Below are 26,559 nucleotides of genomic sequence, written 5' to 3' on the forward strand. Positions count from 1 at the left end.
CTCCACCGGTTGAAGGGGTGTCGCGGTTAGTCCTGCTCGCGCCGGCGGGCGATCTGCTCATCCATGCGGTTGTAGTGCTTCGTCACCATCATGAAGATGGTCGCGATACAGCCGATGGCCAGCAGCCAGCCGCCGTAATAGAACGCATCGTCCGACGCGCGCGACGCCGCCAGCAGGCCGATGAACGCCATGAAGCCCAGGACACCCCCGGTGATCCACTTGCCCGTGCCTTCCAAAGTCCCGTTCCCTTCCTTCGCTGCCGGTCCCGCGCGGGGCGTCCGCCCGGCGGGATGCCGACGGGTTGACCGTGCCGCGAATTCTGGTGGAGCGGGCGCCGGAAATCAATGCGGGATGGGCGAATCCGATATGGGCATTTCGCCCAATCGGCCGGCACCCTCCACGACGATCCCCGGGGGAAGCTCCAGCGCGAAGACAGTGCCCGCCGCGGTGCTCTCCACCAGCCGCAGGTCCCCGCCATGGGCGCGCAGCACCTCCCGCGCGATGGCGAGGCCCAGCCCGATGCCGCCCGCCCGCGCCGAGCCGGCGAAGGGCTGGAACAGGTTGTCGCGCGCCCGCGGCGGCAGGCCCGGCCCGTCGTCGGCGACCAGCAGGACCAGCCCGCCGCCCTCCCGCTCCCGCGCCGTCACCGTCACCGCCTCGGCCCCCGCCTGCGCCGCGTTGCGCCCCAGATTGACCAGCGCGCGGGAGAGCTGGGCGGCGTCGGCGCGCAGGGTCAGCCCCTCCGGCACGCGATTTTCCCAGCGCAGCTCCGCCCGCTCCCCATCCGGGCGCAGGGAGGCCAGCGCCGCGGCCCCGGCCTCCTCGACCAGCGGGCGCAGCGGCACCTCGGCCCGCGCCAGGGGCAGCAGGCCGTCGCGGGTGTAGGTCATGGTCTGGCCGCACAGCTCCACCGCCCGGTCGATGGAGGCCATCAGCCGCGGCGTGACCCGCCGCACCTCCGGGTCGGCGCTCTCGGCCAGCCGTTCCGACAGCAAGGCGGCGGTGGACAGGATGGCGCGCAGGTCGTGGTTGATCTTGGCGACCGCGGTGCCCAGCGCGGCCAGCCGCTCGCGCTGGCGTAGCGCGCTGCGGATGGTGGCCTGCATGTCGGCCAGCTCACGCTCCGCCACGCCGATCTCGTCGGTGCGGGCGCTCGGCTGGAAGGGCGGCGTGCCGTCCGGGTCGCGGCGGATGGCGACCAGCCCCTCGGTCAGGCGGCGCATGGGCCGCACCAGCAGCCGGGTCAGCGAGACGAAGACCAGAACCGCGGCGATCAGCGAGATCGCCACCGACAGCGCCAGGATACGGCCCGAGAAGTCGACCATCGCCCGGATCATCGGCCGCTCGTCGATCACCATCTCGACCTGGAAGGCAGGGTCCTTGGGCGACGGCCCGATCACCCGGATCACCCGGTCGCGCCGCTGGGCCAGCGCCATGAAGGCGTCGGCGGCCAACCGCGGCGCCATGGTGGCGCGAAGGTCGAAGACGGCGTCCACCGTCGGCGGCATGGAGCGGGACAGCATATAGACGCGGCTGTCCGGCCGGATCAGCTCCACCGCGTGGGCGCCGACATGGGCGAGCAGTTCGTTCTGAAGCTCCATCGCCACCATCATGTCCGGCGTCGCCTCCACCGACAGGGCGGCGAGATGGGCGGCGGCCAGCCGCTCCTCCAGATAGGTCAGGCGGTAGCGCGCGATGGACGGCGTGTAGATCAGCACCTCCGCCAGCAGGACGAACAGCACGGTCAGCACCAGCAGTTTGGCCGACAGGCTGCGCGTCACGGAGGGCAGGGGCATGGGCGGCGTCCGGGGGCGAATGTCTTTGGGGGAGGGGATGCCGGAAGATAGGACAGGCGGGGGCGGCTGCCTAGCCAACGCGGGGCGGCTGCGGGGTTTTGTCCGGTTGAGGGCGCCGTGCCGCCGGCCCATACTGGGATCTCCGAGCAGCCCGAAAGGAGGGCAAGCCATGTCCATCCTGAGATTCGAAGCGGTTTTGCAGACCGACCGGACCGCCGCTCTGATGGCGGCGGCCGACGGCATCACCGGCAGCGGCGGGTGGATCGTCGGTCACACGCCGTTCTCCGGCGTGATGGCGGGCATCGCCTTCTGTGTCCCCCCCCCCCCGACGGCGGGGCCCGGCGACGCGCTGGCCGCCGCCGGCATTCAGGTCAGCCCGCCGCTGCCGCCCTCCGTTCCGGGGACCGGTGAGGTGGCGGAGCGGGAGGTGCAGGGGCAATTGACCCTGACCTTCGCCAAGGGCACCGGCGACCTGCGCCACGAGGTCCCGGCCTTCGAATAGCGGTCGCGTTCCGTCCGGGGCCGCGCTCTCCTCTGGCGCGCCACTCCCAAGATTGGTAGTAGAACCGGCATGAGCGACCTTGCCCGTCACATCGACTCCCTGTCCCGCGCCAGCGTGCTGTGCGTCGGCGACGTCATGCTCGACCGATTCATCTACGGGTCGGTCGACCGCGTGTCCCCCGAAGCGCCGATCCCCGTGCTGCGGATCGAGCGCGAGACGGCCATGCTCGGCGGCGCCGGCAACGTGGCCGCCAACCTCATGGCGCTCGGCGCCGGCTGCCGCTTCGTGTCGGTGGTGGGCGAGGACGCGGCGGGGCTGGAGCTGGTGCGCCTCGTGGCGAAGGAGACGGGCGACGGCGGCGGGCTGGTCGCCGAGACGGGGCGCCAGACCACCGTCAAGACGCGCTTCATCGGCGGTCGCCAGCAGCTTCTGCGCGCCGACGCCGAGACCATCGCCGCCATCGGGTCGGAGGAGGAGGTGATGGTCGCCGCCCGCACCGGCATGCTGACGGTCGGCGCGGTGATCCTGTCCGACTACGGCAAGGGCGTGCTGACCGACGGGCTGGTGACTCAGCTCATCCAGGCGGCGCGGGAAGCCGGGCTTCCGGTCGTGGTCGATCCCAAGGGCGACGATTTCGGGCGGTACCGCGGGGCCAGCGTGATCACCCCCAACCGCAAGGAGCTGATGCAGGCCACCGGCATGCCCGCCGACACCGACGCCGAGGTCGAGGCCGCCTGCCGCTTCCTGCTGGACAGCTGCGGCATCGACGCGGTGGTCGCCACGCGCAGCGAGCGCGGCATGTCCGTGGTCACCCGCGACGGCGCCACCCATCTGCCGGCCAACGCGCGCGAGGTCTTCGACGTGTCGGGCGCCGGCGACACGGTGGTGGCGACCCTGACCTCCGCCCTGTCGGTGGGGGTGGACCTGACCGACGCGGCGCGGCTGGCCAATCTGGCCGCCGGGATCGTGGTGGGGAAGGTCGGCACCGCGGTGGTCCGCGCGCCGGAGCTGCTGTCCGCCCTGCACGAGCAGGAATGGCGCAGCGGTGAGGAGAAGGTCGACACGCTGGAACAGGCCGTGGAGCGGGCCGAACGCTGGCGCGCCCGCGGCAAGCGGGTGGGCTTCACCAACGGCTGTTTCGATCTGCTGCACCCCGGCCACATCTCGCTGCTGAACCAGGCCAAGGCGGCCTGCGACGTGCTGGTGGTGGGGCTGAACAGCGACGCCTCGGTGAAGCGGCTGAAGGGCGAGACCCGCCCGGTGCAGACCGAGACGGCGCGGGCGACGGTGCTCGCCTCGCTGGCCTGCGTCGATCTGGTGGTGATCTTCGGCGAGGACACGCCGGAGGACTTGATCCGCGCCCTGCGGCCCGACGTGCTGGTCAAGGGGGCGGACTACACCGTCGCCACGGTGGTCGGCGCCGGGTTCGTGCAGAGCTACGGCGGCAAGGTCGTGCTGGCCGACCTCGTGGACGGCCAGAGCACGACCAACACCATCAAGCGCATGCAGCGCTGAACACTGGGACGCGGAAATCGGGGCGCTGAAACCCCGGAGCCGAAGCTCCGGGGCGTCCGCGCCGCGCGATCACATCTTCTTCTGGACGCTGTCCGACGAGCGCTCCATGGCGCGGCCGCCGGCCTGCACGTCCTCGCCCATGCCCCCGATGGTGTTGCAGGCGGCGAGGCTGGTGGTCAGGGCGGCGCCCAGGGCGGCGAAAAGGACGAGCTTCTTCAGGCTGCGCATGGCATTTTCCTCTTGAGGTCGAAAACAATCGGCTGAAAAACGCGAGAAACCCACCAAGGGTTTCCGAAGACCCGCGATGCGGAAGGACAGTTCTCCACACTCAAACGGATAGGGGAGGGCGCGCATGTTCGAAGGGTTCACCCGCCACCGCATCGCCGCCGACGGCGCCGAGATCCACACGCTGGTCGGGGGCGAGGGGCCGCCGCTCCTTCTGCTTCATGGGTTTCCGCAGTGCCACGCCCTGTGGAACCGGGTCGCGCCGCGGCTGGCCGAGCGCTTCACCGTGGTGCTGACCGACCTGCGGGGGTACGGCCAATCGTCGAAGCCGCCGGGCGATTCCGCGCACGAGACCTACTGCAAACGCACCAACGGGCGCGATCAGGTGGCGGTGATGGCGGCGCTGGGCTTCGACCGCTTCCGGCTGGCCGGGCACGATCGCGGCGCGCGGGTGGCCCACCGGCTCGTCCTGGACCATCCCGAGCGGGTCGAGCGCGTGGCCTTCCTGGATGTGGTGCCGACGCTGGAGGTCTTCGCCCGCATCGACCAGCGCATGGCGACCGCCTATTACCACTGGTTCTTCCTGATTCAGCCGAACCGTCTGGCGGAACGGCTGATCGGGGCGGACCCCGACTTCTATCTGGGGCAAGTGCTCGGCTCCATCGGCAGCAGCGCCGACATCTTCGAGCCGGAGGCGATGGAGGCCTACCGCACCGCCTTCCGCGATCCCGCCACCGTCCACGCCATGTGCGAGGACTACCGCGCCGCGGCGAGCATCGACTTGGAGCACGACCGGGCGGACCGGGCGGCGGGCCGCAAGGTGGCGTGCCCGGCCCTGTTCCTGTGGGGCCGCAACAGCGCGGTCGGACGCCTCTACGACGATCCGCTGGGCATCTGGCGCGCCTACGCCCCGGCCATCGAAGGCCATGTGATGCCCGCCGGCCATTTCATCCCCGAGGAGGCGCCGGAGGAGACGGCGCGGGCGCTGCTGGATTTCTTCTCCGGCTGATCCTCACGCCGCGCATCGCGGAACCGTCCCTTTGCCGAGGCCCGGACCCTCGTTCCGGCCCGGCATCAACGAAAGGGACATCGCCATGCGTTGCCAGCAGCTTCTGACCACCATCCAGGGGTGCATCGCCAACGGCACCACCAACGGCGCGCGCGCCGCCGTCTTCGCGCAGAACGCCAACATCCGCGGCGGCTGGGAAGTCTGGCTGCAGCTCGAGATCGCCCACGGCTTCCTGAACATCGCCGGCAACTGGACCTGCGAGCGGGAGCGGCCCTATCCCTCCACCAACGCCGCGAATCCCTACCTGACCTACGCGGCGGGCGGCCCGGCCTGGGGGGTGACCAACAACATCAACGCCGCCGCCCGCGCCGATTTCTACCTTCACCGCAACGCGGCCCCGACCGACGACAGCTACATCGAATTGAAATGCATCAACCCCAACCACGCCACGCCCCTTCAGGACGCCTGGAACCGCTTCAACGCGGACGTGGTCAAGCAGCAGACGCTGCGCGGCGGCAACGCCGGGCTGAATTACGTCTCCCTCCTGGCGACCTTCGGCACGTTCCAGGCGGCGGAGGTGGCAGGTCCCAATCCAACCCTCGGCTGGTACTGGGCCGGTGGACGGTCCGCCTACGTGTACGACATGGCCAACAACCAGGTCACCACCCTGGCGAACGTCGCCCAGGGCGGCGCCCCGCGCTTCTTCCTCGTCGCCGTTTCGGTGTGATGCGGCCGGGAAAGCGGTCCCGGTCCCCCTCATTCCGGCATGGGTTCCGGCCGTTCCCATGCCGGTCCTTCAACCCGGCATCCCTCCCCCCGGACGAACTGTCCCGTTGCCAGTTGGCGTGAGCGGCGGCATAAATCGGCGCGCGGCCCTCCCCGCTGGACGGGAAGGCTTTTGGCAAACACAAAAATGGCGGAAGGAAAGCCCCCAATGGCTGAAAGCACTTTCGACGTCGTCGTGGTCGGCGGCGGTCCCGGCGGGTATGTCTGCGCGATCCGTGCGGCGCAGCTCGGTTTCAAGGTTGCCTGCGTCGAGAAGCGCAGCGCGCTGGGCGGCACCTGCCTGAATGTGGGCTGCATCCCCTCCAAGGCGCTGCTCGCCGCGTCGGAAAAGTATGAGGAGGCCAAGCACGGCCTCGCCAAGTTCGGCATCAAGGTCGACGGCGTGGAACTGGACCTGCCGGGCATGCTGTCCCACAAGGACAAGGTCGTCAAAGAGAACACCGGCGGCATCGAGTTCCTGTTCAAGAAGAACAAGATCGCCTGGCTGAAGGGTGCGGGCCGCATCACCGCCCCGAACACCGTTGAGGTCGAAGGCATCGGCACCGTCACGGCGTCCAAGGCCATCGTCATCGCCACCGGCTCGGAAGTCACCCCGCTGCCGGGCATCGAGATCGACGAGCAGAAGATCGTCTCCTCCACCGGCGCCCTGGAGCTGCCGGAGGTGCCGAAGCGCCTCGTCGTCATCGGCGGCGGCGTGATCGGTCTGGAGCTGGGTTCGGTCTGGGGCCGCCTCGGCGCCGAGGTCACGGTCGTGGAGTTCCTGGACCGCATCCTGCCGACCATGGACGGTGAAGTGTCCAAGCAGATGCAGCGCATCCTCGGCAAGCAGGGCATGACCTTCAAGCTCGGTTCCAAGGTCACCGGCGCCAAGGTCACCAACACCGGCGTCACCCTGTCGGTCGAGCCCGCCGCCGGCGGCACCGCCGAGGAGATCGAGGCCGACGTCGTGCTGGTCGCCATCGGGCGCCGCGCCTACACCAACGGCCTGGGCCTCGACACCGTCGGCGTGGAGATGGACAACCGCGGCCGCGTGAAGATCGGCAAGCATTTCGAGACCAACGTGCCGGGCATCTACGCCATCGGCGACGTGGTCGAAGGTCCGATGCTGGCCCACAAGGCCGAGGAGGAGGGCGTCGCGCTCGCCGAGCTGCTGGCCGGCCAGGCGGGCCACGTCAACCACGACCTCGTCCCCGGCGTCGTCTACACCTGGCCGGAAGTGGCCGCGGTCGGCAAGACCGAGGAGGAGCTGAAGGCCGCCGGCACCGCTTATAAGGCGGGCAAGTTCCCCTTCACCGCCAACGGCCGCGCCCGCGCCAGCGGCACGACCGACGGCTTCGTGAAGATCCTGGCCGACGCGCGCACCGACAAGGTGCTGGGCGTCCACATGGTCGGCCCGAACGTGTCGGAGATGGTGGCCGAGCTGGCCGTGGCGATGGAGTTCAGCGCGTCCGCCGAGGACATCGCCCGCACCTGCCACGCCCACCCGACCCTGTCGGAAGTGACCAAGGAAGCCGCCCTCGCCGTGGACGGCCGCGCCCTGCACATCTAAGGCGCGTCTCTTCTCCCTCCCCTGCGAAAGCGGGGGAGGCCCCTTTTCCCCCTCCCCTGCGAAGCGGGGGGGGTCGGGGAGGGGGCAAAGCACCTCCCGCCCTCCGACCCTACGGCGTCTTCTTCGCCCGTGGGTGCGCCGAGCGGTACACCTGCATCAGCTGCTCGCTCTCCACGTCCGTGTAGCGCTGCGTCGTCGATAGCGAGGCGTGGCCGAGCAGATCCTGGATCGCCCGCAGGTCCCCGCCGCCCGCCAGCAGATGCGTGGCGAAGCTGTGCCGCAGCGCGTGCGGCGTCGCGGTCTCCGGCAGCCCCATCAGGCGGCGCAGGTCGCGCATCCGCCGCTGCGCGATGGCCGGGGCGAGTTGCCCGCCGCGCACCCCGACGAACAGCGGCGCGTCCGGCCCCTGGCGGTAAGGGCAGGCATCCATATAGGCCAGCACCGCCTCCGTCACCGCCGGCAGCACCGGGACGATCCGTTCCTTGTTGCCCTTGCCGGTGACGCGCAGCGTCTCGCCCAGCGGCGCCTCGCGGCGCGTCAGGTTCAGCGCCTCCGAGATGCGCAGGCCGCAGCCGTAGAGCAGGGTGAACAGCGCCCGGTCGCGCTTGCCGACCCACGGCTCGTCCGGCTCCTTCTCCGATTCCTCCAGCAGGCGATCGGCGTCCAGAACGGTCAGCGGCTTGGGCGCCGGGCGCTTGATGCGCGGGCCGGAGAAGGTGTTGATCGCCGGGTTGTGCAGGCGCCCGTCGCGGTCCATCCAGCGGAAGAGGTTGCGCACCGACGACAAGGCGCGCGACCGGCTGTTGGAGCCGATCCCCTTCATGGCGAGGTGGGACAGCCAAGAGCGGAAGTCGGTAACGGTCAACGCGGCGAGGTCGTTCATCGACGGCGGCTTCGCCTGATAGCCGGTGATGAACTCCAGGAAGGTCGCGACGTCGCCGATGTAGGCGGTCAGCGTGTGGGGCGAGACGTTGCGCTCGCTCTCCATCCAGCGGCGCCAGTGGCCCAGCACGTCCTGCACGTCGGGCTGGGCGGCGAAGCCGAGGACGGGGTTCTGTTTTCCGGTCATTCGCTCTTGCGGTTCAGGCCGGCAGTTCGAGCCAGCCGCGGATCACCCGCTCGACCACACGGGCGAGGAAGCCGACCAGCTCGGTGCCCTGGCCGCTGTGGAAGGTGTCCGGCTCGCGGCTGCCGAAGGCCAGCATGCCGTCCGGCGTCTCGCTGGACACCTGGAGGCGGATCAGAATTTCCGACCGCACCAGCCCGGCGCCGGGGCCGTACAGCTCCGGATCGCCCTGGATGTCGGCGTTCAGCGCCACGTCGGCCTTGCCCAGCCAGCGGTCGACGGTTCCGGGCTCGACCACCCGGACCCCAGAAGTCTGGACATGCGGGGTGTCCTGGCCGTTCGACTCGACGATCAGGCAGGCGACGTCCAGGTCGAGGAGGACCGCCAGATCGGTGGTGATGGTCTGGATGAGCTGCTCGAAGCTCTGCGCGTCGAGGAGGAACAGCACCGCCGCGTGGATGCGGTTCTGGCTGTTCATGTTGGCGCGCGAGGTGCCGATCAGCTCGCGCTGCTGGTCCTTCAGCAGGCGGACCTCGCCGCGCAGCCGCTCGACCATGTAGGCCTGCAGGTCCACCACCCCGCGCCCGCGGTCCTGCGACGGCGGGGTCAGGTGGTGGACCAGATCACCGTGATGGACCAGGAAGTCGGGGTGATCCCGCAGGTAGGCGCACACCTCCTCGGCGGTCGGCGCGTCCTTCCGGTGGGGGGTGTGTCCCGGCTCCCGGCCCATGCTGCTGTCCTCAGAGGATGGACTGGCCGGTCTTCTGCCAGTCCGCCACGAACTGGGCCAGGCCCTTGTCGGTCAGCGGGTGGTTGAAGAGCTGCTTCAGCACCGACGGCGGGGCGGTGACGACGTGGGCGCCCAGGCGGGCGGAGTCGACGATGTGGATCGGGTTGCGGATCGAGGCAACCAGCACCTCGGTCTTGAAGTAATCGTAGTTGCTGTAAATCTCCACGATGTCGGCGATCAGGCCCATGCCGTCCTGCCCGATGTCGTCCAGCCGGCCGACGAAGGGCGACACGAAGCTGGCGCCGGCCTTGGCGGCCAGGATCGCCTGGGCCGGGGAGAAGCACAGCGTGACGTTGACCATCGTCCCTTCGGAGGACAGCGCCTTGCACGTCTTCAGGCCGGCCTGGGTCAGCGGAACCTTGACCGCGACGTTGTCGGCGATCTTGGCAAGCTTCTTTCCTTCCGCCAGCATGGTCTCGAAGTCGGTGGACGCCACCTCGGCGCTGACCGGGCCGCTCACCACATCACAAATTTCGGCCACGAGGTCGAGGAAGCTGCGACCGGTCTTGGCGACGAGGGAGGGGTTGGTGGTAACACCGTCCAGCAGGCCGGTGTCGGCCAGATCGCGGATCTCGGCGATGTCGGCGGTGTCAACGAAGAACTTCATGACCAGGAATCCATGCTTGCTGAGGAAGAGCGCGCCCTGTTGCCCGGGATTCGGTGCCCGGCGTCGCGGCCAGGGGGCACTTTAGCCGATGCGTGAAAATTCCGCCAGATCCGGGGGGCCGGCACAGGCCCTTCTGCCGGGCACCACGCTGCCGGACCCGGACCCGCGCGTCCGCGTGCTGCTGCCGCTGCCGCTGCGCGAGGCCTACGACTACCGCGTGCCCGCCGGGATGACCCTCGTCCCCGGCGACTACGTGGAGGTTCCGCTTGGGCCGCGCCGCGTGCTCGGGGTGGTGTGGGGCGACGGCGCCGGAGTCGTGGAGGCCGCGCGGCTGAAGCCGGTGGTCCGCCGCTTCGACGTGCCGCCGATGCCCGAGGTCGAGCGCAAGTTCGTGGAGTGGGTCGCCGCCTACACCATGACGCCGCCGGGCCATGTGCTGCGCATGGCGATCAGCGTGCCGTCGGCGCTGGAGCCGGCGAAGGCCATGCTCGCCTACCTGCGCAAGCCGGACGCCGAGCCGCCCCCCGGCTTCAAGATGACCGACCCGCGGCGGCGCGTGCTGGCCCTGCTGGACGATGGCCCGCCGCGCACCCCGGCGGAGCTGGCGGAGGAGGCCGGCTGCGGCGTCACCGTGGTGCGCGGGCTGGCCGAGGCGGGGATGCTGGAGCCGGTGCTGCTCCAGCCGACCAAGCTCGGGCGGCCGGACTGCCACCGCCCCGGCCCGACCTTGTCCGCCGACCAGGAGGCCGCGGCGGCCGACCTGCGCGCCCGCGTGGAATCCGGCGTCTATTCCACCGTGCTGCTCGACGGGGTGACCGGCTCCGGCAAGACGGAGGTCTATTACGAGGCGATCGCCGCCGCCCTGAAGGCGGGCAAGCAGGCGCTGGTGCTGCTGCCCGAAATCGCCCTGTCGGCGCAGTGGCTGGAGCGCTTCGCCCGCCGCTTCGGCGCGCCGCCGGCGGAATGGCATTCCGAACTGACCGGGGCGCAGCGCCGCGACACCTGGAGGGCGGTGGCGAACGGCGAGGTGCCGGTGGTGGTCGGCGCCCGCTCCGCCCTGTTCCTGCCCTACAAGAATCTCGGCGTGATCATCATCGACGAGGAGCACGACTCCGCCTACAAGCAGGAGGAGGGGTCGATCTACCACGCCCGCGACATGGCCGTCGCCCGGGCGCATCTCGGCGGCATCCCCACCGTGCTGGTCTCCGCCACGCCGTCGCTGGAGACCAAGGTCAACGCCGACAGCAACCGCTACGCCCGCATCGAGCTGCCGGGCCGCCACGGCGGCGCCGTGCTGCCCGATGTCGAGCTGGTGGATCTGCGCAAGGACCGGCCTCCGGCGCGTCATTGGCTCGCCCCCTCGCTGAAGAAGGCCATCGAGGAAACCCTGGCGGACAAGGAGCAGGTGATGCTGTTCCTCAACCGCCGCGGCTACGCCCCACTGACGCTGTGCCGGGCCTGCGGGCACCGGCTGCAATGCCCCAACTGCACGGCGTGGCTGGTCGAGCACCGGCTGGCCCGCAAGCTCCAGTGCCACCATTGCGGCCTGTCCCAGCCGCTGTCCCCGACCTGCCCGGAATGCGGCGAGGAGGGCACGCTGGCGGCCTGCGGTCCCGGCGTGGAGCGCATCGCCGAGGAGGTGGCGGAGCTGTTCCCCGACGCCCGCGCCGCCATCATGGCGTCGGACACGCTGTTCGGCCCCCGCGCCATCCAGGAGATGGTCCGCCGGATCGCCGACCACGAGCTGGACATCCTGATCGGCACCCAGGTGATGGCGAAGGGCCACCATTTCCCCATGCTGACCCTGGTGGGGGTGGTCGACGCCGATCTGGGGCTGGCCGGCGGCGATCTGCGGGCGGGGGAGCGGACCTACCAGCTCCTCCATCAGGTGGCCGGGCGCGCCGGGCGCGGCGAGCGGCCGGGCCGGGTGATGCTGCAGACCTACATGCCCGAGCATCCGGTGATGCAGGCGCTGGCCGCCGGGGACCGCGACGGCTTCTACCAGTTGGAGGCGGAGATGCGGCTGGAGGCCGGAATGCCGCCCTTCGGGCGTCTGGCCGCCCTGATCGTGTCGGGAGAGGACGCCGCGGCGGTGGAGAAGCTGTCCATCGCGCTGGGTCGCGCCGCGCCGCGCAGCGACACCGTCGCCGTGCTGGGTCCGGCCCCGGCGCCGCTGGCCCTGCTGCGGGGACGGCATCGGCGGCGCCTGCTGCTGAAGGCGCCGCGCACCGTCCAGGTGCAACCCCTGATCGCCCAGTGGCTGGAGCAGGTGGACATTCCGCCCAACGTGCGCGTGCAGGTGGACGTTGATCCCTACAGCTTCCTGTAGAGATGCGGTGCCCGTTAAGAAACGTCGGACTCCTGTAAAGGGGGGCTGCGACTGATTGTCTCTGCGCGCTCCGCAAGGCACCTGTGACGTTTGGTCCGTTGCGGCCGGCGGGTCATGGTATTACCAGAGTATGGAAGTCATCTTTCGCCGAGCGATCTCATGTCCAGGCTGCGCGGTCGTTTCCACCTCCACACCTTGCTGACGGTTCTTCCGGTTCTCGCCTTGCTGGCGATCATCGCGCTGGCGGCGGGCGTGCCCGCCCAGACCCGCGGAACGGAATCGGACGCCAAGGCGCTGCTCGACAAGACCAGCGGCTATCTGCGTCAGCACGGCGCGGACGCCGCACCGGACGCCTTCGCCCAGCGGGACGGCGCGCTGATCGACCGCGACCTCTACCCGATGCTCATCGACCGCGACGGCGTGATGGTGGCCCACGGCTGGACGCCGTCGCTGAACGGCGTGAATCTCAAGGACCTGAAGGACGTCGACGGCAAGCCCTTCATCCAGGAGGCGCTGGACATCGTGGCGGAGCGGGACTCCGGCGCCGTCAGCTACAAATGGACGGACCCGCTGTCCGGCCAGATCGCGCCGAAGACGATGATCGTGCGCCGCATCGTTCTGGGGGGCGAGCCCTATCTGCTGTCGGTCGGCGTGTATCGCTGACCGGAGCCGCTGAGGGGACGCATTGACCGGTCGCAGGACGGCCGAATCGGACTTTTCCGGAGGGTGAAAAAGACGTTCAGAGCACCGATACGGACCGGTCGTTCCGCGGGCGGGGGCGCCAGATCGACAGGCATTCGGCGGCGCTGCCTCCCGACCCGATGCCGTACCAGCCGGAGCGGTCGTTGAAGGACAGGCTGTAGCGCCCGCGCCCGTCGCGCTCGAACCGGAAGACGGGACGGTCCACGCCGGGCAGAAGAACGAGGAGCCGGTCATGCTCCCGGCCTGTTTCGCGGATGACCCCGGCCCAATGGCCAAGGCGCAGCTTCGGCTCGGCCACCGCCTCGAATTCGTTGAGGTCGGCGGGGGTGAAGCGGGCGCAGGAAAAGGCGACGACGGTCATGATTGGCCTGGGTTTGTCCTGTCAGACGGGCTGTGGGGCGACCGTGCGCGTGAATGGTTAAACGGGTGTTAAACAGGGCGTTAGGTCACAGTCTGGTCCCTGGACCACCGCGGAACGGGACCCGGAAACATGGACCTTGAAGAGGGCCGGACCTTCGGATGGAGAGGTGATCCGCTGCGGTTGTGAAGTGGTATGCCCATTTCCAGCCCCTGCCGCCAAGAACGGACCCCACGCCGCAGGGGCGCAAAACGCCGCACGCAAGCCGCGTGCAAATTGTCCAGACCCCGTTGCGCAGGGCCTAATCCTGTGATATTGGACCGCTCGCTTTCGCGGGCTGGGCCACCGCGATGTGGGTTTTGCCCTATTTAAGGCCCTGAAAATTCACCGTCTACCGAACTCAATTCGAGGGATCAGGTGGCAATCGAAGGTACAGGCGTTTCCGAACTCGCTACGCGCTACTCCATCGCGCTGTTCGAGCTTGCGGACGAGAACAAAGCGTTGGATCAGGTCGCGAGCGATCTGGTTGCGCTGAAGCAAATCCTGGCTGAGAGCGCCGACCTTCGCCGCCTCGTCCGCAGTCCCGTGATCAGCCGCGCCGACCAAGGCCGGGCGATGGCCGCGGTTCTGGACCGCGCCGAAGTGTCCGATCTGACCAAGCGCTTCATCGGGCTGGTGGCCAAGAACCGCCGCCTGTTCGCGCTGGAAGGCATGATCGAAGGCTATCTCGCCGAACTGGCCCGCCGTCGTGGCGAAGTGACCGCCCAGGTCACCTCCGCCCAGCCGCTGAGCGACGCTCAGCTGGCCGCGGTCACCGACGCGCTGAAGGCGTCGATCGGCTCCAAGGTGTTGGTCAACACCTCGGTCGATCCCGCGCTGATCGGGGGCATGATCGTTAAGTTCGGCTCGCGCATGGTCGACACCTCGGTGCGCACGAAGCTGAACAAATTGCAACTCGCCATGAAGGCCTCAGGGGGATCAGTCTGATGGATATCCGCGCCGCAGAAATCTCTGCGATCCTCAAGCAGCAGATCGCGAATTTCGGGACCGAGGCGGACGTCGCCGAGGTCGGCCAGGTCCTCTCGGTGGGTGACGGCGTCGCCCGCGTGCACGGCCTGGACAATGTGCGCGCCGGCGAGATGGTCGAGTTCCCCGGTGGCATCAAGGGCATGGCGCTGAACCTCGAGACCGACAACGTCGGCGTCGTGATCTTCGGCACCGACAGCGAGATCAAGGAAGGCGACACCGTCAAGCGCACGGGCACCATCGTGGACGTGCCGGTCGGCAAGGGTCTGCTGGGCCGCGTCGTGGACGGCCTGGGCAACCCGATCGACGGCAAGGGCCCGCTGGTGGACGTCACCCGCACCCGCGTCGAGGTCAAGGCCCCCGGCATCATCCCGCGCAAGTCGGTGCACGAGCCGATGCAGACCGGCCTGAAGGCCGTCGACAGCCTGGTTCCGATCGGCCGCGGCCAGCGCGAGCTGATCATCGGTGACCGCCAGACCGGCAAGACCGCCGTCGTCATCGACACCTTCCTGAACCAGAAGCCGATCAACCAGGGCGACGACGAGAGCAAGAAGCTCTACTGCATCTACGTCGCCGTCGGTCAGAAGCGCTCCACCGTCGCCCAGATCGTCAAGACCCTGGAAGACGCCGGCGCCCTGGAATACTCCATCGTCGTCGCGGCCACCGCGTCGGAGCCGGCCCCGCTGCAGTTCCTGGCGCCCTACACCGGCTGCACGATGGGCGAGTACTTCCGTGACAACGGCATGCACGCCCTGATCGTGTACGATGACCTGTCCAAGCAGGCCGTCGCCTACCGTCAGATGTCGCTGCTGCTCCGCCGTCCGCCGGGCCGCGAAGCCTACCCGGGCGACGTGTTCTACCTCCACAGCCGCCTGCTCGAGCGCGCCGCCAAGATGGGCGACGCCCACGGCAACGGCTCGCTGACCGCCCTGCCGGTCATCGAGACGCAGGCCGGCGACGTGTCGGCCTACATCCCGACGAACGTGATCTCGATCACCGACGGCCAGATCTTCCTCGAGACGGGCCTGTTCTATAAGGGCATCCGTCCGGCCATCAACGTCGGCCTGTCGGTGTCGCGCGTCGGCTCCGCCGCCCAGATCAAGGCGATGAAGCAGGTCGCCGGCACCATCAAGATGGAGCTGGCCCAGTACCGCGAGATGGCCGCCTTCGCGCAGTTCGCCTCGGACCTCGACGCCGCCACCCAGCGCCTGCTGGCCCGCGGCGCCCGTCTGACCGAGCTGCTCAAGCAGCCGCAGTTCCAGCCGCTGCCGGTCGAAGAGCAGGTCGTGTCGATCTTCTCGGGCGTGAAGGGCTATCTCGACAAGATCAAGGTCGAGGACGTCAACCGCTTCGAGCAGAAGTTCCTCGCCGAGATCCGGTCCAAGGGTGCCGACATCCTGGCGACGATCCGCAACGAGAAGCAGATCACCTCTGCGACCGAGGAGCGCCTGAAGGCTTTCCTCGACAACTTCTCCAAGGTGTTCGTCTGATCGACGGCGGGGGCGGTTCGGCCGCCCCCGCTTTCCTACCGATCGACCCCGAGCGGAATGAAGGGCCGGCATGCCAAGCCTTAAGGACCTAAAAAACCGGATCGCCAGCGTCCAGTCGACGCGCAAGATCACCTCGGCGATGAAGATGGTCGCCGCTTCCAAGCTCCGCCGTGCGCAGGAGCAGGCGGAAGCCGGTCGTCCCTACGCCGAGCGCATGGGCCGCATGCTGGCCTCTCTCGCGGCCAACGTGCAGGACTCGGGCAACGGCCCGAAGCTGATGACGGGCACCGGTTCCGACCAGGTGCACCTCCTCATCATCATCAGCTCCGACCGCGGCCTGTGCGGCGCCTTCAACGGCTCCATCGTCCGTGAGTCCCGCCGCCAGATCCAGCGCCTCCTGTCGGAAGGCAAGACGGTCAAGCTGCTCACCGTCGGCCGCAAGGCCCGCGACCAGCTGCGCCGCGAGTACGGCTCGCTGATCGTCGAGACCTACGAGGATGTGGGCCGCCGCAAGCTGTCCTTCGCCGACGCCGACGTGATCGCCCAGAAGGTGCTGTCGCTGTACGAGGCCGGCGAGTTCGACGTCTGCTCGGTGATCTTCAACAAGTTCAAGTCGGCGATCGCCCAGATCGTGACCGTCCAGCAGCTCGTTCCCTTCGCCGTCGAGGCGCAGGCGGACGAGGAGGCGGCCGGCACCGAGGTCAAGGCGGTCTACGAGTTCGAGCCTGACGAGGAGCAGATCCTCGCCGAACTGCTGCCGCGCAACCTGTCGATCCAGGTCTACCGGGCTCTCCTGGAGAGCGCCGCGTCCGAGCAGGGCGCCCGCATGACCGCGATGGACAACGCGACGCGCAACGCCGGCGACATGATCAACAAGCTGACGATCACCTACAACCGCACGCGCCAGGCCTACATCACCAAGGAGCTGATCGAGATCATCTCCGGCGCCGAGGCGGTTTAACGGCGCAGCGTTCGCGGTCGATACGACGGCACATCCGACAATTATCGAGTTCCGAGGGAGCTTTACTCCATGGCCACCACCACCCAGGCGACGAACGCCGTCGGCAAGATCACGCAGGTCACGGGCGCCGTTGTCGACGTCCAGTTCGACGGCGAGCTGCCGGCCATTCTGAACGCTCTGCACACCCAGAACGACGGCAAGGTCCTCGTGCTCGAGGTTGCCCAGCACCTCGGCGAGAGCACCGTCCGCGCCATCGCCATGGACAGCACCGACGGCCTGGTCCGCGGCGCCGAAGTGACGGACACCGGCGCCCCGATCGCCGTGCCGGTCGGCCCGGCCACCCTCGGCCGCATCATCAACGTGATCGGCGAGCCGATCGACGAGCGCGGCGACCTCGGCGCCGAGCGCACCCTGCCGATCCACCGTTCGGCCCCGGACTTCGTCGAGCAGTCGACGGACGCCGAAGTGCTGATCACGGGCATCAAGGTCATCGACCTGCTGGCTCCCTACGCCAAGGGCGGCAAGATCGGCCTGTTCGGCGGCGCCGGCGTGGGCAAGACCGTGACCATCATGGAGCTGATCAACAACGTCGCGAAGGCGCACGGCGGCGTGTCCGTGTTCGCGGGCGTGGGCGAGCGCACCCGTGAGGGCAACGACCTCTACCACGAGATGATCGAGTCGGGCGTCATCAAGCTCGACGGCCCGGGCTCCAAGGTGGCCCTGGTGTACGGCCAGATGAACGAGCCGCCGGGTGCGCGCGCCCGCGTCGCCCTGTCCGGCCTCACCCTCGCGGAGTACTTCCGCGACGAGGAAGGCCAGGACGTGCTGTTCTTCGTGGACAACATCTTCCGCTTCACGCAGGCCGGTTCGGAAGTGTCGGCTCTGCTGGGCCGCATCCCGTCGGCGGTGGGTTACCAGCCGACGCTGGCCACCGACATGGGCGCCCTGCAGGAGCGCATCACCTCCACGAAGAAGGGTTCGATCACCTCGGTGCAGGCCATCTACGTGCCCGCCGACGACCTGACCGACCCGGCCCCGGCCACCTCCTTCGCCCACCTGGACGCCACCACGGTGCTGTCGCGTTCGATCGCCGAAATGGCGATCTTCCCGGCGGTGGACCCGCTGGACTCGACCAGCCGCATCCTGGACCCGCGCGTCGTCGGTGAGGAGCACTACACCGTCGCCCGTTCGGTGCAGCGCGTTCTGCAGACCTACAAGTCGCTGCAGGACATCATCGCGATCCTGGGCATGGACGAGCTGTCGGAAGAGGACAAGCTGGTCGTGGCCCGCGCCCGCAAGATCCAGCGCTTCCTGTCGCAGCCGTTCCATGTCGCCGAGGTGTTCACCGGCACCCCGGGCGTGCTCGTCAGCCTGGAAGACACCATCAAGGGCTTCAAGGGCATCGTGAACGGCGACTACGACCACCTGCCGGAAGCGGCCTTCTACATGGTCGGCACCATCGACGAAGCCATCGCCAAGGCGAAGAAGCTGGCCGCCGAAGCCGCCTGATAAGGGTCGGCTGAGGTTCGGTAACGAGGCTAACCCTCTCCTTCGCCCGCGCGGGGGAGGGGGTTCTTATGAAGAGGCACCAGGAAACCCATGGCCGATAAAGTCGAATTCGAGCTGGTCTCTCCGGAGAAGCTGCTGACCTCGCAGCCCGTCGACATGGTCGTGGTGCCGGGTTCGGAAGGTGACTTCGGCGTCCTCGCCGGCCACTCGCCGATGATTTCGACCGTCCGTCCGGGCGTGATCGACGTCTACGAGGCCGACCGCGTGGTCGACCGGGTGTTCGTCGCCGGCGGCTTCGCCGAGGTGACCGAGACCCGCTGCACCGTCCTGGCCGAGGAGGCCATCGCGGTCGCCGAGATCGACCGCGCCAAGGTCGAGCAGGAGATCCGCGACCTGGGCGAGGATCTGGAAGACGCCAAGACCGACGACGAGAAGGCCCGTGTGGAGGCGAAGATCGCCGTCGCCCGCGCCAAGCTCGACGCGACCGGCGCGACCACGCACTGACACCGGGGCCGGCCCGGCGGCGAACGCCGGCTGGGCCGTTTCCGTTGCATTGCGCCATCGCAGCCATACATAGTATCCCCCAGGGGATCGAACGCCTCCCGGCCCGTCCGTCGAGGCGTTTTTGTTTTTATCGTCCTATTCTCCGTCAGAGCGTGGAACAACCGGCCCGGAACGGCGGCCAGCAGCGGGAGTGGAGTGTGGCGTTGCACTGGAAATACGAAGAGCTTCCCTGGGATCAGTTGGACCACAGCAAGGTCGATCCCGATCTCGTCCCGCTCATCAAGGCGGCGGCCCTGGTGGAGTTCAACGCCGACGATTACACGGCCTATCTCTGCAACGTCTTCCACGACGACCCCGAGTTCCAGGAGGTCGCGCACGGCTGGGCGGTCGAGGAGGTCCAGCATGGCCGCGCGCTCGGCAAATGGGCGGAGCTGGTCGATCCGACCTTCGACTTCGACCGGGCCGTCGAGCGCTTCCGCGCCGGCTACAAGGTGCCGATCGACCTCAACGCCTCGGTCCGCGGCTCGCGCACCGGCGAGATGATCGCCCGCTGCATGGTCGAGACCGGCACCAGCAGCTACTACGCGGCCATCGGCGATTCGACGGACGAACCGGTCCTCAAGCTGATCTGCAAGAACATCGCCGCCGACGAGCTGCGCCACTTCAAGCTCTTCTACACCTACACGAAGAAGTACCTGGAGCTGGAGCAGCTCAACAAGTTCCAGCGGCTCAAGGTGGCGCTGTCGCGCATCGGCGAGTCGGAGGACGACGAGCTGGCTTACGCCTATTACGCGGCCAACGCGCCGGAGGGCGAGGCCTACGCGCACAAGACCTACAATCAGGCCTACATGCGCCGTGCCTATGGCCGCTACCGGCCCAAGCACGTGGACCGCGCGGTGGCGATGGTGTTCAAGGCCTGCGGGCTGAAGCCGCACACCCGCTTCTACAGCGTCGCCGCCCGCGGTGCCTGGTGGCTGATCGAAAGCCGCGCCAAGCGGCTGGCCAAGGTCGCCTAAGCAGACCGGACGCGGCGGGGATCAGCCCCGCCGCAGCCCCGTGATCACCGGGGCGAATTCCGCCAGCACCGACTCGTAGACCGGGCGCTTGAACGGCACGATCAGGTCGGGCAGATCATCGGCATCGACCCATTTCCAGGCGTCGAACTCGGGATGCTCGGTGGCAAGGTCGATGTCGGAGTCCGTGCCGGTGAAGCGGGCGGCCAGCCAGACCTGCTCCTGGCCGCGCCAACGGCCCTTCCAGACCTTGCCCAGCAGATGGTCGGGCAAGTCGTAGCGCAGCTTCTCCACGGTCTCTCCGAGGATTTCGGCCTTGTCGGTGCCGATCTCCTCCTTCAGCTCGCGCAGGGCGGCCTCATGCACGCTCTCGCCCTCGTCGATGCCGCCCTGGGGCATCTGCCAGGCGTCTTTGCTGTCGCAGCGCCGGGCCACGAAGACCTGCCCGCGGTCGTTCAGCAGCATCACCCCGACGCAGGGGCGGTAGGGGAGGGACTCGCGGTCGATGACCTTCTTGCTCATGCGCCTTATTGCTTCTGCATGTTGGCCACGGCGGAGACCGGCACGATGGCGATGCCACGGTCGGCCAGCCCGGTGAGCCACAGGTTGATCCGTTCGATGGTGCTGGGGTAGGGCGCGCCGACGCCCACCGCGGCGCCGTTGGCCTTGGCGATGGCCTCCAGCTCGGCGAGCTGGTCGTCGATGGCGCCGCGCGACAGGTCGCGGTCGATCACCCGGTCGGCGAAGGCCCGCGGCACGCCCGCCTGCCCCGCCAGGGTGCCGGCGACGCTGCGCGGGTTGGCGCGGGCGTCGAGCACCATCAGGCCGCGCGCCTTCATCGCCGCGATGACCGGGTTCACCGCGTCGGGGCTGGCGGTGAACTTGCTGCCCGTGGTGCTGGTGATGCCGACATAGCCGACCGCCTTGCCCAGCGACCATTCCAGCCGCTCCATGTTGCGCTCCGGCGCCAGCATGGTGAGAAGGGCGTTGGGGCCGGGATCGTTGCGCGGGTAGTCCTGCGGTTCCATGGGGACGGAGAGCATCACCTCGTGCCCCTTGCCGCGGGCGCGCTCGACCCAGTTGTCCAGCCGCTCGGCGTAGGGGACGAAGGCCAGCGTGATCGTCGGCGGCAGCTTCTGCAGGGCGTTGCCGGTGGTCACGCCGGAGATGCCCATCTCGGCCAACACGATGGCGATGCGCGGCCGGCGGTCGGCGGCGGGGAAGGGGCGGGCGTAGACCTGCCAGGGCTTGCGCCCGTCCTCGGCGATGCGCGGCAGCGGGCCGTTGCGCGAATCCTCCACCAAGCCTGGGACCGGCGCCGGCGTCAGGGTGACCGGCTCGTTCACGGCCACGGCGAGCGGCGGCGGAGGCGGTGCGACAGCGGCGGGGGGCGGAGCCATCGCCGGAGCGGGAGCCGGAGGGACCGGCTGGACGGGAACGGGCCCCCCCGCGGCGGGCGGGGCCGCCGCCGGCGCCGGCGCCTGCGCGCCCTTCACCGCCACCTCGACGCGGGGAATGGCGGCCTGCCACGCCTCGGTCGTGTGCTCTCCGTTCATCGCCAGCCAGCCGCCCAGCCCACCCAGCCCGAGGGCCAGCACGGCGTAGGCGCCGAGCAGCCTCTTGGCGAGGGGCGACAGCGGGCGGCGCTCCTTGCGTGCGCGTGGAGTGTCGTCCGAATCGCCGCCGGACTTTCGGCGCCGGAGGCGCGCCAGCAGGCCGGGTCCGGAACGTTCCCGTTTCGCGGGCTTCAGGCGGCCCAGCAGGGCGGCAGCGTTCACGGACCCGTTCCCTTCCCTCAGTGCGCGCGGGCCTGGAACAGGGCGACGCCCCGCAGCAGGTCGAGCGCGCGGGCCAACTGGTAGTCGAAGGGCGGCTGGTTGGGCGCGCCCTCGCCATTCTCCGCGGACGGCGCCGCCGGAGCGTTGCCGTTGGCGGGAGCCGCGCCCGGCGTAGCGCCCGGAGCCGCTCCGGGAGCCGGAGCGTTGCTGGCGCCCGGCGCCGGGGCCGGCTTGGTGGTGGCCGGACGCGGGGCGTCCGGGTTGCGCAGCGCGCCGCGCAGGTCACTCTCGCGGCGACGGATCAGACCCTGGTCGGTTTCCTCGACGCGGGCCGGATGCACCTCGATGTCCGGGGCGATGCCGAGCGCCTGGATCGACTTGCCCGACGGCGTGTAGTAGCGCGCCGTGGTCAGGCGCATGGCGCCGTGGCCGGGCAGCGGGATGATCGTCTGGACCGAGCCCTTGCCGAAGGACTGGGTGCCGAGGACGAGCGCTCGCTTGTGGTCCTGCAGCGCGCCGGCGACGATTTCCGACGCCGAGGCCGAGCCGCCGTTGACCAGCACCACGACCGGCAGGCCCTTGGCGAGGTCGCCGGGCTTGGCGTTGTAGCGCGTGCCCTCCTCCGCCTTGCGGCCACGGGTGGAGACGATCTCCCCCTTCTCCAGGAAGGTGTCGGAGACGGAGACCGCCTGGTCGAGCAGGCCGCCGGGGTTGTTGCGCAGGTCGAGGACGTAGCCCTTCAGCTTGTCACCCAACTGCTGCTGGATCGAGGCGATGGCCTTCTCCAGCCCCTGCTGCGTCTGCTCGTTGAAGCTGGTGATGCGGACGTAGCCGATGTCGCCCTCGGTGCGGTAGCGGACCGACTGCACCTTGATGACGGCGCGGGTCAGCGTGACCTCGAACGGTTCGCCGGCCTCGCCGCGGCGCACGGTGACTTTGATGTCGCTGCCCACCGGGCCACGCATCTTCTCCACCGCCTCGTTCAGCGACAGGCCCATCACCGCTTCGCCGTTGAGCTGGATGATCAGGTCGCCCGGCTGGAGCCCGGCGCGGAAGGCCGGCGTCTCGTCGATGGGGGACACGACCTTGATCAGGCCGTTCTCCATCGTCACCTCGATGCCCAGCCCGCCGAACTCGCCGCGGGTCTGAACCTGCATGTCCTGGAAGCTCTTGCGGTTCAGATAGCTGGAATGCGGGTCGAGCGAGGTGAGCATTCCGTTGATGGCGGACTCGATCAGCTGCTCGTCCGTCGTCGACTCGACATACTCGGCGCGCACGCGCTCGAACACGTCGCCGAACAGGTTGAGCTGGCGGTAGGTCTCGGAACTGTTGCCGGTGCTGTTCACCTGCGCGGTGACGGTGGCGACGCCGGCCCCCAGAAACACCAGGGCCGCGGCGGTGGCGGCACGCTTGACTATCCTCATCTACCCTTGTCCTTTCCCCTCCGGGGCGCCGAAACCGCGCTGTGGATTGATCGGCTGTCCGTGACGTCGAAGCTCGAAGTAAAGATCGGGTGACCCGTCGGCGGGCATCAGGCCGATGGGTTCCCCCGTGGCCACGCGCCGTCCGACGGCCGTGTCGATGCGGCCAAATCCAGCGATGAGACTATGATATCCGTGGCTGTGTTCCACGATCAAGATTTGGCCATAGCCGCGGAACGGCCCGGCGAAGACGATCGTTCCGGCCTGCGGTGACACCACCGTCGAGCCGGCACGGGCCTGGATGGTGACGCCCCGGCTGGTCGCGCCGTAGCGGTCGGCCTCGCCGTAGCGGACGGTCACCCGGCCGCCCACCGGCAGGCGTTCCCCGGCGGGCGCGCTGGGCGCGGCGCGGGCGGCTTCCGCCTCGGCCCTGGCCCGCTGTTCGCTGGCCCGCTGTTCGCTGGCCCGCTGCTCGGCGAGTTTCTGTTCGGCCTGCCGTTGCTCCGCCGCCTTCTGTTCCGCCAGCTTCTGCTCGGCCTGTCTCTGCTCCGCGGCCCGTTGCTCGGCGAGCCGGCGTTCGGCTTCGCGGCGCTCCGCCTCCAGCCGTTCGGCCTCGCGCTTGGCCGCCATGGCGGCGGCGGCGCGGCGTTCGGCCTCGATGCGCTCCATCAACTGGCGCAGGTCGGCGGCCTGACCGGTCAGGCGGGCGGTGCGCTGGGCGACCTGCTGACGCTCCTCCTCGGTCTGGCGCGACAGCTCCTCGCGCCGGGCGACAAGCTGGCCGATTTCCTTCTGGCGGTCGATCAGGGTGAGGCGGGCGGCGTAGGTGCGGCTGCGCTGGGCCTGCAGCGTCTCGCGCGTCTCGGCCAGCCGGGTCAGCGCCTGGGCCAGCGCGTCGGCGCGGGCGCGCAGGGCCGGCACCGTGTCGCGCAGCAGCAAGGCGGAGCGCAGCGTGTCCACCGGCCCGTCCGGGCGGGCCAGCGCCGCTTCCGGAGGGATGCGGGCGACGCGCTGCAGGGCGGCGAGCAGGGCGGCGATCTGCTGCCGCTCGCCCTCCAGCTTTTCGGCCTGGTTGCGCTCCTGCGTCTCCAGGGCGGTCAGGGACTCTTCGAGATGGGCGAGTTCGTCCTCCTGCGCCCGTTCCTGGTCGGCCAAGCCGACCAGCCGGTCGCGCAACTCGTCCAGCTCCTTCTGGAGCGTCTGGGACTGGCGGTCGAGCTGCTTTTGCAGGGCCTTGTCGGCCTGGAGGTCCTGCTCCACCCGCTTCAGCGTCTGGCCAGGAGACTCGGTCTGCGCCGTGGCAGCGGTGGAGATGACGAAAAGGGTGGCGGTCAGCAGGGCCGGCCGCCAGGGAAACGCCCGTCTCCGTCCGGCACCTTGCGGAACGGAGACGGGGAGGGGGAGCAGAGCAACACCCGCCGGATGATCGCGCCCTGCGCCCATGCCCGGTCCCGCCTTATTCCGCGGCGGCCCGCGCGCTGGCGCGGTCGATCAGGCTCTTGCCGGTCATCTCCGCCGGCTGCGGCAGCTTCATAAGGTCGAGCAGCGTCGGGGCAATGTCGGCCAGACGCCCGCTGCGGATCGCGGACACCCCGGCGGGGCCGTTCACCAGCACCAGCGGCACCTTGTCCAGCGTGTGGGCGGTGTGCGGGCCGTTGGTCTGCGGGTCCTTCATCAGCTCGCAGTTGCCGTGGTCGGCGGTGACCAGCATCACGCCGCCCTGGGCGCGCACGGCGGCCTCCAGCCGGCCCAGGCTGAGGTCCACCGCCTCCACCGCCTTGATGGCGGCGGACAGGATGCCGCTGTGGCCGACCATGTCGGGGTTGGCGTAGTTGATGACCACCAGATCGTACTTTCCGCTGTCCACGGCGGCGACGACCTTGTCGGTCACTTCGGCGGCGGACATCTCCGGCTGGAGGTCGTAGGTCGCGACCTTCGGCGACGGCACCAGGATGCGGTCCTCGCCCGGATACACGCGCTCCTCGCCACCGTTGAAGAAGAAGGTGACGTGCGGGTACTTTTCCGTCTCGGCGATGCGCAACTGGGTCAATCCGGCCTCGCTGACCACTTCGCCCAGCACCTTGGTCAAGGATTTCGGCGGAAAGATGGTCGTCATCAGCTTGGCGAGCGTCGACGAGTACTCGACCATGCCGACGGCGGCGGCCAGCTTCGGGACCGAGGCGCGCTCGAACCCGTCGAAGGCCGGGTCGACGAAGGCGGCCAGGATCTCGCGGGCGCGGTCGGCGCGGAAGTTCGCCATCAGGATGGCGTCGCCGTCCTTCATGCCGGTGTAGCCGTCGATGACGGTCGGCAGGATGAACTCGTCGTGGGTGCCGGCGGCGTAGCTCTGCTCGATGGCCTGGATCGGGTCGGCGGCCTTTTCGCCCTGGGCGCTGACCAGCGCGGCGTAGGCCTTGGCGACGCGGTCCCAGCGCTTGTCGCGGTCCATGGCGTAGTAGCGCCCGCTGACCGTGGCGACGTTCACACCGGGCAGGGCGTGCACGTCGGCCATGAACTCGGCCATCTGGTCCTTGGCGCTCTGCGGCGGCACGTCGCGGCCGTCGGTGAAGGCGTGGATCTCGACCGGGACGCCCTCATGGGCCAGCACGCCGGCCAGCGCCGCGATGTGGTCCTGGTGCGAATGGACGCCGCCCGGCGACAGCAGGCCCAGGATGTGGCAGCGCCCGCCCGACGCCAGCAGCGTCTTGGCGAGGTCGTTCAGCGCGGCGTTGCGCTCCAGCTCGCCCTCGACGATGGCGTGGTCGATCATCACCAGATCCTGGCGGACGACGCGGCCGGCGCCCAGGTTCATGTGACCGACTTCGGAGTTGCCCATCTGGCCCTTGGGCAGCCCGACCTCCTCCTCGCTGGCCTCCAGGAAGGCGCGCGGCTCCGACGACCACAGCCGGTCCCAGTTGGGCGTGTTGCCCTGCGCGATGGCGTTGTCCTCGCGCTCCTCGCGGTAGCCCCAGCCATCCAGGATGCACAGCACTACGGGTCGGGGACGATTGGTCTCGGTCATCACGCTCCTCATACGCCTGTCACGGTCGGGTTGCGGGTCTCGGTCGAACGGTCTGATGCCAATCTTCTTGTGGCCGGGTTCTTATTGCCTTGGGCCGGATCAGAAAATGGCACGCCCTCGCAGCCGCGCAATGGGAGTCATGCACGGTGATAGGGGTGTCCGGCCAGAATTTGCTGGGCACGGTAGATTTGCTCCGCCAACATGCCTCGCACCAGCATATGCGGCCACGTCATGGCGCCCAAGGCCAAAAGAAAATCGGCGCGCGCCCGCACGGCGTCGCCGTGGCCGTCGGCCCCGCCGATCAGGAAGGCGATGTCGCCCGCACCCTGGTCCCGCCAGCCGCCGATCTTGGCGGCGAAGGCTTCGCTGGTGATGGTCTTGCCACGCTCGTCCAGCGCCACGACGATGGCTCCGGCGGGGATGGCGGCCAGAAGCAGCTCGGCCTCCTGCCGCTTCAACTCGTCGGAGGCGAGGCGCTTCTTCACCTCGACCTCGCGCAACGTCAGCGGCCAGGACAGGCGGCCGGCATACTCGTCATAAAGGTCGCGCGCCGGACCGGTCCGTGACCGCCCAACCGCGGCAAGCCACAGACGCATCGGTC

26 protein-coding genes are annotated in these 26,559 nt (G+C 69.3%); 13 read left to right on the plus strand and 13 right to left on the minus strand.

Going from position 1 to position 26,559, the window contains the following annotated elements:
• Positions 1-26: 26 nt before the first annotated feature.
• Positions 27-236 (minus strand): hypothetical protein, encoded by a 210-nt coding sequence (locus H0B54_RS02060; protein WP_211109115.1) that lies wholly within the window; start codon positions 234-236, stop codon positions 27-29.
• Between the two features lie 105 nt (positions 237-341).
• Positions 342-1,796, minus strand: a complete 1,455-nt coding sequence (locus tag H0B54_RS30150) for a sensor histidine kinase (RefSeq protein WP_188259032.1) — start codon at positions 1,794-1,796, stop codon at positions 342-344.
• 169 nt (positions 1,797-1,965) lie between these two features.
• Here H0B54_RS30150 and H0B54_RS02070 point away from each other — a divergent pair, with 169 nt between their 5' ends.
• On the plus strand, positions 1,966-2,298 hold the full coding sequence (locus H0B54_RS02070; protein WP_188259033.1) for a hypothetical protein: 333 nt from the start codon (positions 1,966-1,968) through the stop codon (positions 2,296-2,298).
• 69 nt (positions 2,299-2,367) lie between these two features.
• Positions 2,368-3,813 (plus strand): D-glycero-beta-D-manno-heptose-7-phosphate kinase, encoded by a 1,446-nt coding sequence (rfaE1, locus tag H0B54_RS02075; RefSeq protein WP_188259034.1) that lies wholly within the window; start codon positions 2,368-2,370, stop codon positions 3,811-3,813.
• Between the two features lie 69 nt (positions 3,814-3,882).
• Here the strand turns inward: rfaE1 and H0B54_RS02080 are convergent, their stop codons facing one another.
• Positions 3,883-4,041, minus strand: coding sequence for an entericidin A/B family lipoprotein (locus H0B54_RS02080; RefSeq protein ID WP_094301845.1), 159 nt, complete (start codon positions 4,039-4,041; stop codon positions 3,883-3,885).
• A 124-nt stretch (positions 4,042-4,165) separates the two neighbouring features.
• Here H0B54_RS02080 and H0B54_RS02085 point away from each other — a divergent pair, with 124 nt between their 5' ends.
• The 3 genes from H0B54_RS02085 to lpdA all read left to right on the plus strand — a co-directional run bounded on the left by H0B54_RS02085 (position 4,166) and on the right by lpdA (position 7,382).
• Positions 4,166-5,047 (plus strand): alpha/beta fold hydrolase, encoded by an 882-nt coding sequence (locus H0B54_RS02085; RefSeq protein ID WP_188259035.1) that lies wholly within the window; start codon positions 4,166-4,168, stop codon positions 5,045-5,047.
• 85 nt (positions 5,048-5,132) lie between these two features.
• The gene (locus tag H0B54_RS02090; protein ID WP_188259036.1) at positions 5,133-5,774 is read left to right on the plus strand and encodes a hypothetical protein; all 642 of its coding nucleotides are present in this window, start codon (positions 5,133-5,135) and stop codon (positions 5,772-5,774) included.
• Positions 5,775-5,981: 207 nt separating this feature from the next.
• A complete protein-coding gene (gene lpdA, locus H0B54_RS02095; protein WP_188259037.1) occupies positions 5,982-7,382 on the plus strand; it encodes a dihydrolipoyl dehydrogenase in 1,401 nt (466 codons plus the stop codon).
• Between the two features lie 109 nt (positions 7,383-7,491).
• Here lpdA and H0B54_RS02100 read toward each other — a convergent pair whose 3' ends face one another.
• From H0B54_RS02100 to fsa, 3 genes are read right to left on the minus strand one after another with little or no spacing between them, the layout of a single operon-like run.
• A complete protein-coding gene (locus tag H0B54_RS02100; RefSeq protein ID WP_188259038.1) occupies positions 7,492-8,451 on the minus strand; it encodes a tyrosine recombinase XerC in 960 nt (319 codons plus the stop codon).
• 13 nt (positions 8,452-8,464) lie between these two features.
• Entirely contained in the window at positions 8,465-9,178 is a 714-nt protein-coding gene (locus H0B54_RS02105) for a DUF484 family protein (RefSeq protein ID WP_094301850.1), read from the minus strand.
• Positions 9,179-9,188: 10 nt separating this feature from the next.
• Positions 9,189-9,845 (minus strand): fructose-6-phosphate aldolase, encoded by a 657-nt coding sequence (fsa, locus tag H0B54_RS02110; protein WP_094301851.1) that lies wholly within the window; start codon positions 9,843-9,845, stop codon positions 9,189-9,191.
• A gap of 88 nt (positions 9,846-9,933) precedes the next feature.
• Here fsa and H0B54_RS02115 point away from each other — a divergent pair, with 88 nt between their 5' ends.
• Positions 9,934-12,174 (plus strand): primosomal protein N', encoded by a 2,241-nt coding sequence (locus H0B54_RS02115; RefSeq protein WP_246472215.1) that lies wholly within the window; start codon positions 9,934-9,936, stop codon positions 12,172-12,174.
• Between the two features lie 159 nt (positions 12,175-12,333).
• The gene (locus tag H0B54_RS02120) at positions 12,334-12,837 is read left to right on the plus strand and encodes a cache domain-containing protein (protein WP_246472217.1); all 504 of its coding nucleotides are present in this window, start codon (positions 12,334-12,336) and stop codon (positions 12,835-12,837) included.
• Positions 12,838-12,913: 76 nt separating this feature from the next.
• Here the strand turns inward: H0B54_RS02120 and H0B54_RS02125 are convergent, their stop codons facing one another.
• On the minus strand, positions 12,914-13,237 hold the full coding sequence (locus H0B54_RS02125; RefSeq protein WP_094301854.1) for a hypothetical protein: 324 nt from the start codon (positions 13,235-13,237) through the stop codon (positions 12,914-12,916).
• Between the two features lie 414 nt (positions 13,238-13,651).
• Between H0B54_RS02125 and H0B54_RS02130 the strand changes: the two genes are divergently transcribed.
• The 6 genes from H0B54_RS02130 to H0B54_RS02155 all read left to right on the plus strand — a co-directional run bounded on the left by H0B54_RS02130 (position 13,652) and on the right by H0B54_RS02155 (position 19,740).
• Positions 13,652-14,221 (plus strand): F0F1 ATP synthase subunit delta, encoded by a 570-nt coding sequence (locus H0B54_RS02130; RefSeq protein WP_094301855.1) that lies wholly within the window; start codon positions 13,652-13,654, stop codon positions 14,219-14,221.
• On the plus strand, positions 14,221-15,750 hold the full coding sequence (gene atpA / locus H0B54_RS02135; protein WP_094301856.1) for a F0F1 ATP synthase subunit alpha: 1,530 nt from the start codon (positions 14,221-14,223) through the stop codon (positions 15,748-15,750). The genes H0B54_RS02130 and atpA overlap by 1 nt, the downstream gene beginning before the upstream one ends.
• A 70-nt stretch (positions 15,751-15,820) precedes the next feature.
• The gene (locus tag H0B54_RS02140) at positions 15,821-16,711 is read left to right on the plus strand and encodes a F0F1 ATP synthase subunit gamma (RefSeq protein ID WP_094301857.1); all 891 of its coding nucleotides are present in this window, start codon (positions 15,821-15,823) and stop codon (positions 16,709-16,711) included.
• Positions 16,712-16,780: 69 nt separating this feature from the next.
• A complete protein-coding gene (gene atpD / locus H0B54_RS02145; protein WP_094301858.1) occupies positions 16,781-18,220 on the plus strand; it encodes a F0F1 ATP synthase subunit beta in 1,440 nt (479 codons plus the stop codon).
• A 90-nt stretch (positions 18,221-18,310) separates the two neighbouring features.
• Complete coding sequence (locus tag H0B54_RS02150) at positions 18,311-18,724, plus strand: F0F1 ATP synthase subunit epsilon (RefSeq protein WP_188259040.1); 414 nt, start codon at positions 18,311-18,313, stop codon at positions 18,722-18,724.
• Positions 18,725-18,921: 197 nt separating this feature from the next.
• Positions 18,922-19,740, plus strand: a complete 819-nt coding sequence (locus tag H0B54_RS02155; RefSeq protein ID WP_188259041.1) for an acyl-ACP desaturase — start codon at positions 18,922-18,924, stop codon at positions 19,738-19,740.
• Between the two features lie 21 nt (positions 19,741-19,761).
• Here the strand turns inward: H0B54_RS02155 and H0B54_RS02160 are convergent, their stop codons facing one another.
• From H0B54_RS02160 to rlmH, 6 genes are all read right to left on the minus strand, one after another.
• Positions 19,762-20,259: an RNA pyrophosphohydrolase gene (locus H0B54_RS02160; protein ID WP_188259042.1), complete on the minus strand. Its 498-nt coding sequence runs from the start codon at positions 20,257-20,259 to the stop codon at positions 19,762-19,764.
• Positions 20,260-20,264: 5 nt separating this feature from the next.
• A complete protein-coding gene (locus H0B54_RS02165; protein ID WP_188259043.1) occupies positions 20,265-21,515 on the minus strand; it encodes a divergent polysaccharide deacetylase family protein in 1,251 nt (416 codons plus the stop codon).
• Between the two features lie 17 nt (positions 21,516-21,532).
• Positions 21,533-22,939 (minus strand): S41 family peptidase, encoded by a 1,407-nt coding sequence (locus tag H0B54_RS02170; protein ID WP_188259044.1) that lies wholly within the window; start codon positions 22,937-22,939, stop codon positions 21,533-21,535.
• Positions 22,940-24,379, minus strand: coding sequence for a murein hydrolase activator EnvC family protein (locus H0B54_RS02175; RefSeq protein WP_188259045.1), 1,440 nt, complete (start codon positions 24,377-24,379; stop codon positions 22,940-22,942). It abuts the gene before it with no gap.
• Between the two features lie 13 nt (positions 24,380-24,392).
• On the minus strand, positions 24,393-25,958 hold the full coding sequence (gene gpmI / locus H0B54_RS02180) for a 2,3-bisphosphoglycerate-independent phosphoglycerate mutase (RefSeq protein ID WP_188259046.1): 1,566 nt from the start codon (positions 25,956-25,958) through the stop codon (positions 24,393-24,395).
• Positions 25,959-26,095: 137 nt separating this feature from the next.
• On the minus strand, positions 26,096-26,554 hold the full coding sequence (gene rlmH / locus H0B54_RS02185; protein WP_014239449.1) for a 23S rRNA (pseudouridine(1915)-N(3))-methyltransferase RlmH: 459 nt from the start codon (positions 26,552-26,554) through the stop codon (positions 26,096-26,098).
• Positions 26,555-26,559: the final 5 nt, after the last annotated feature.

The organism is Azospirillum tabaci (genome assembly GCF_014596085.1).
Classification (GTDB): domain Bacteria; phylum Pseudomonadota; class Alphaproteobacteria; order Azospirillales; family Azospirillaceae; genus Azospirillum; species Azospirillum tabaci.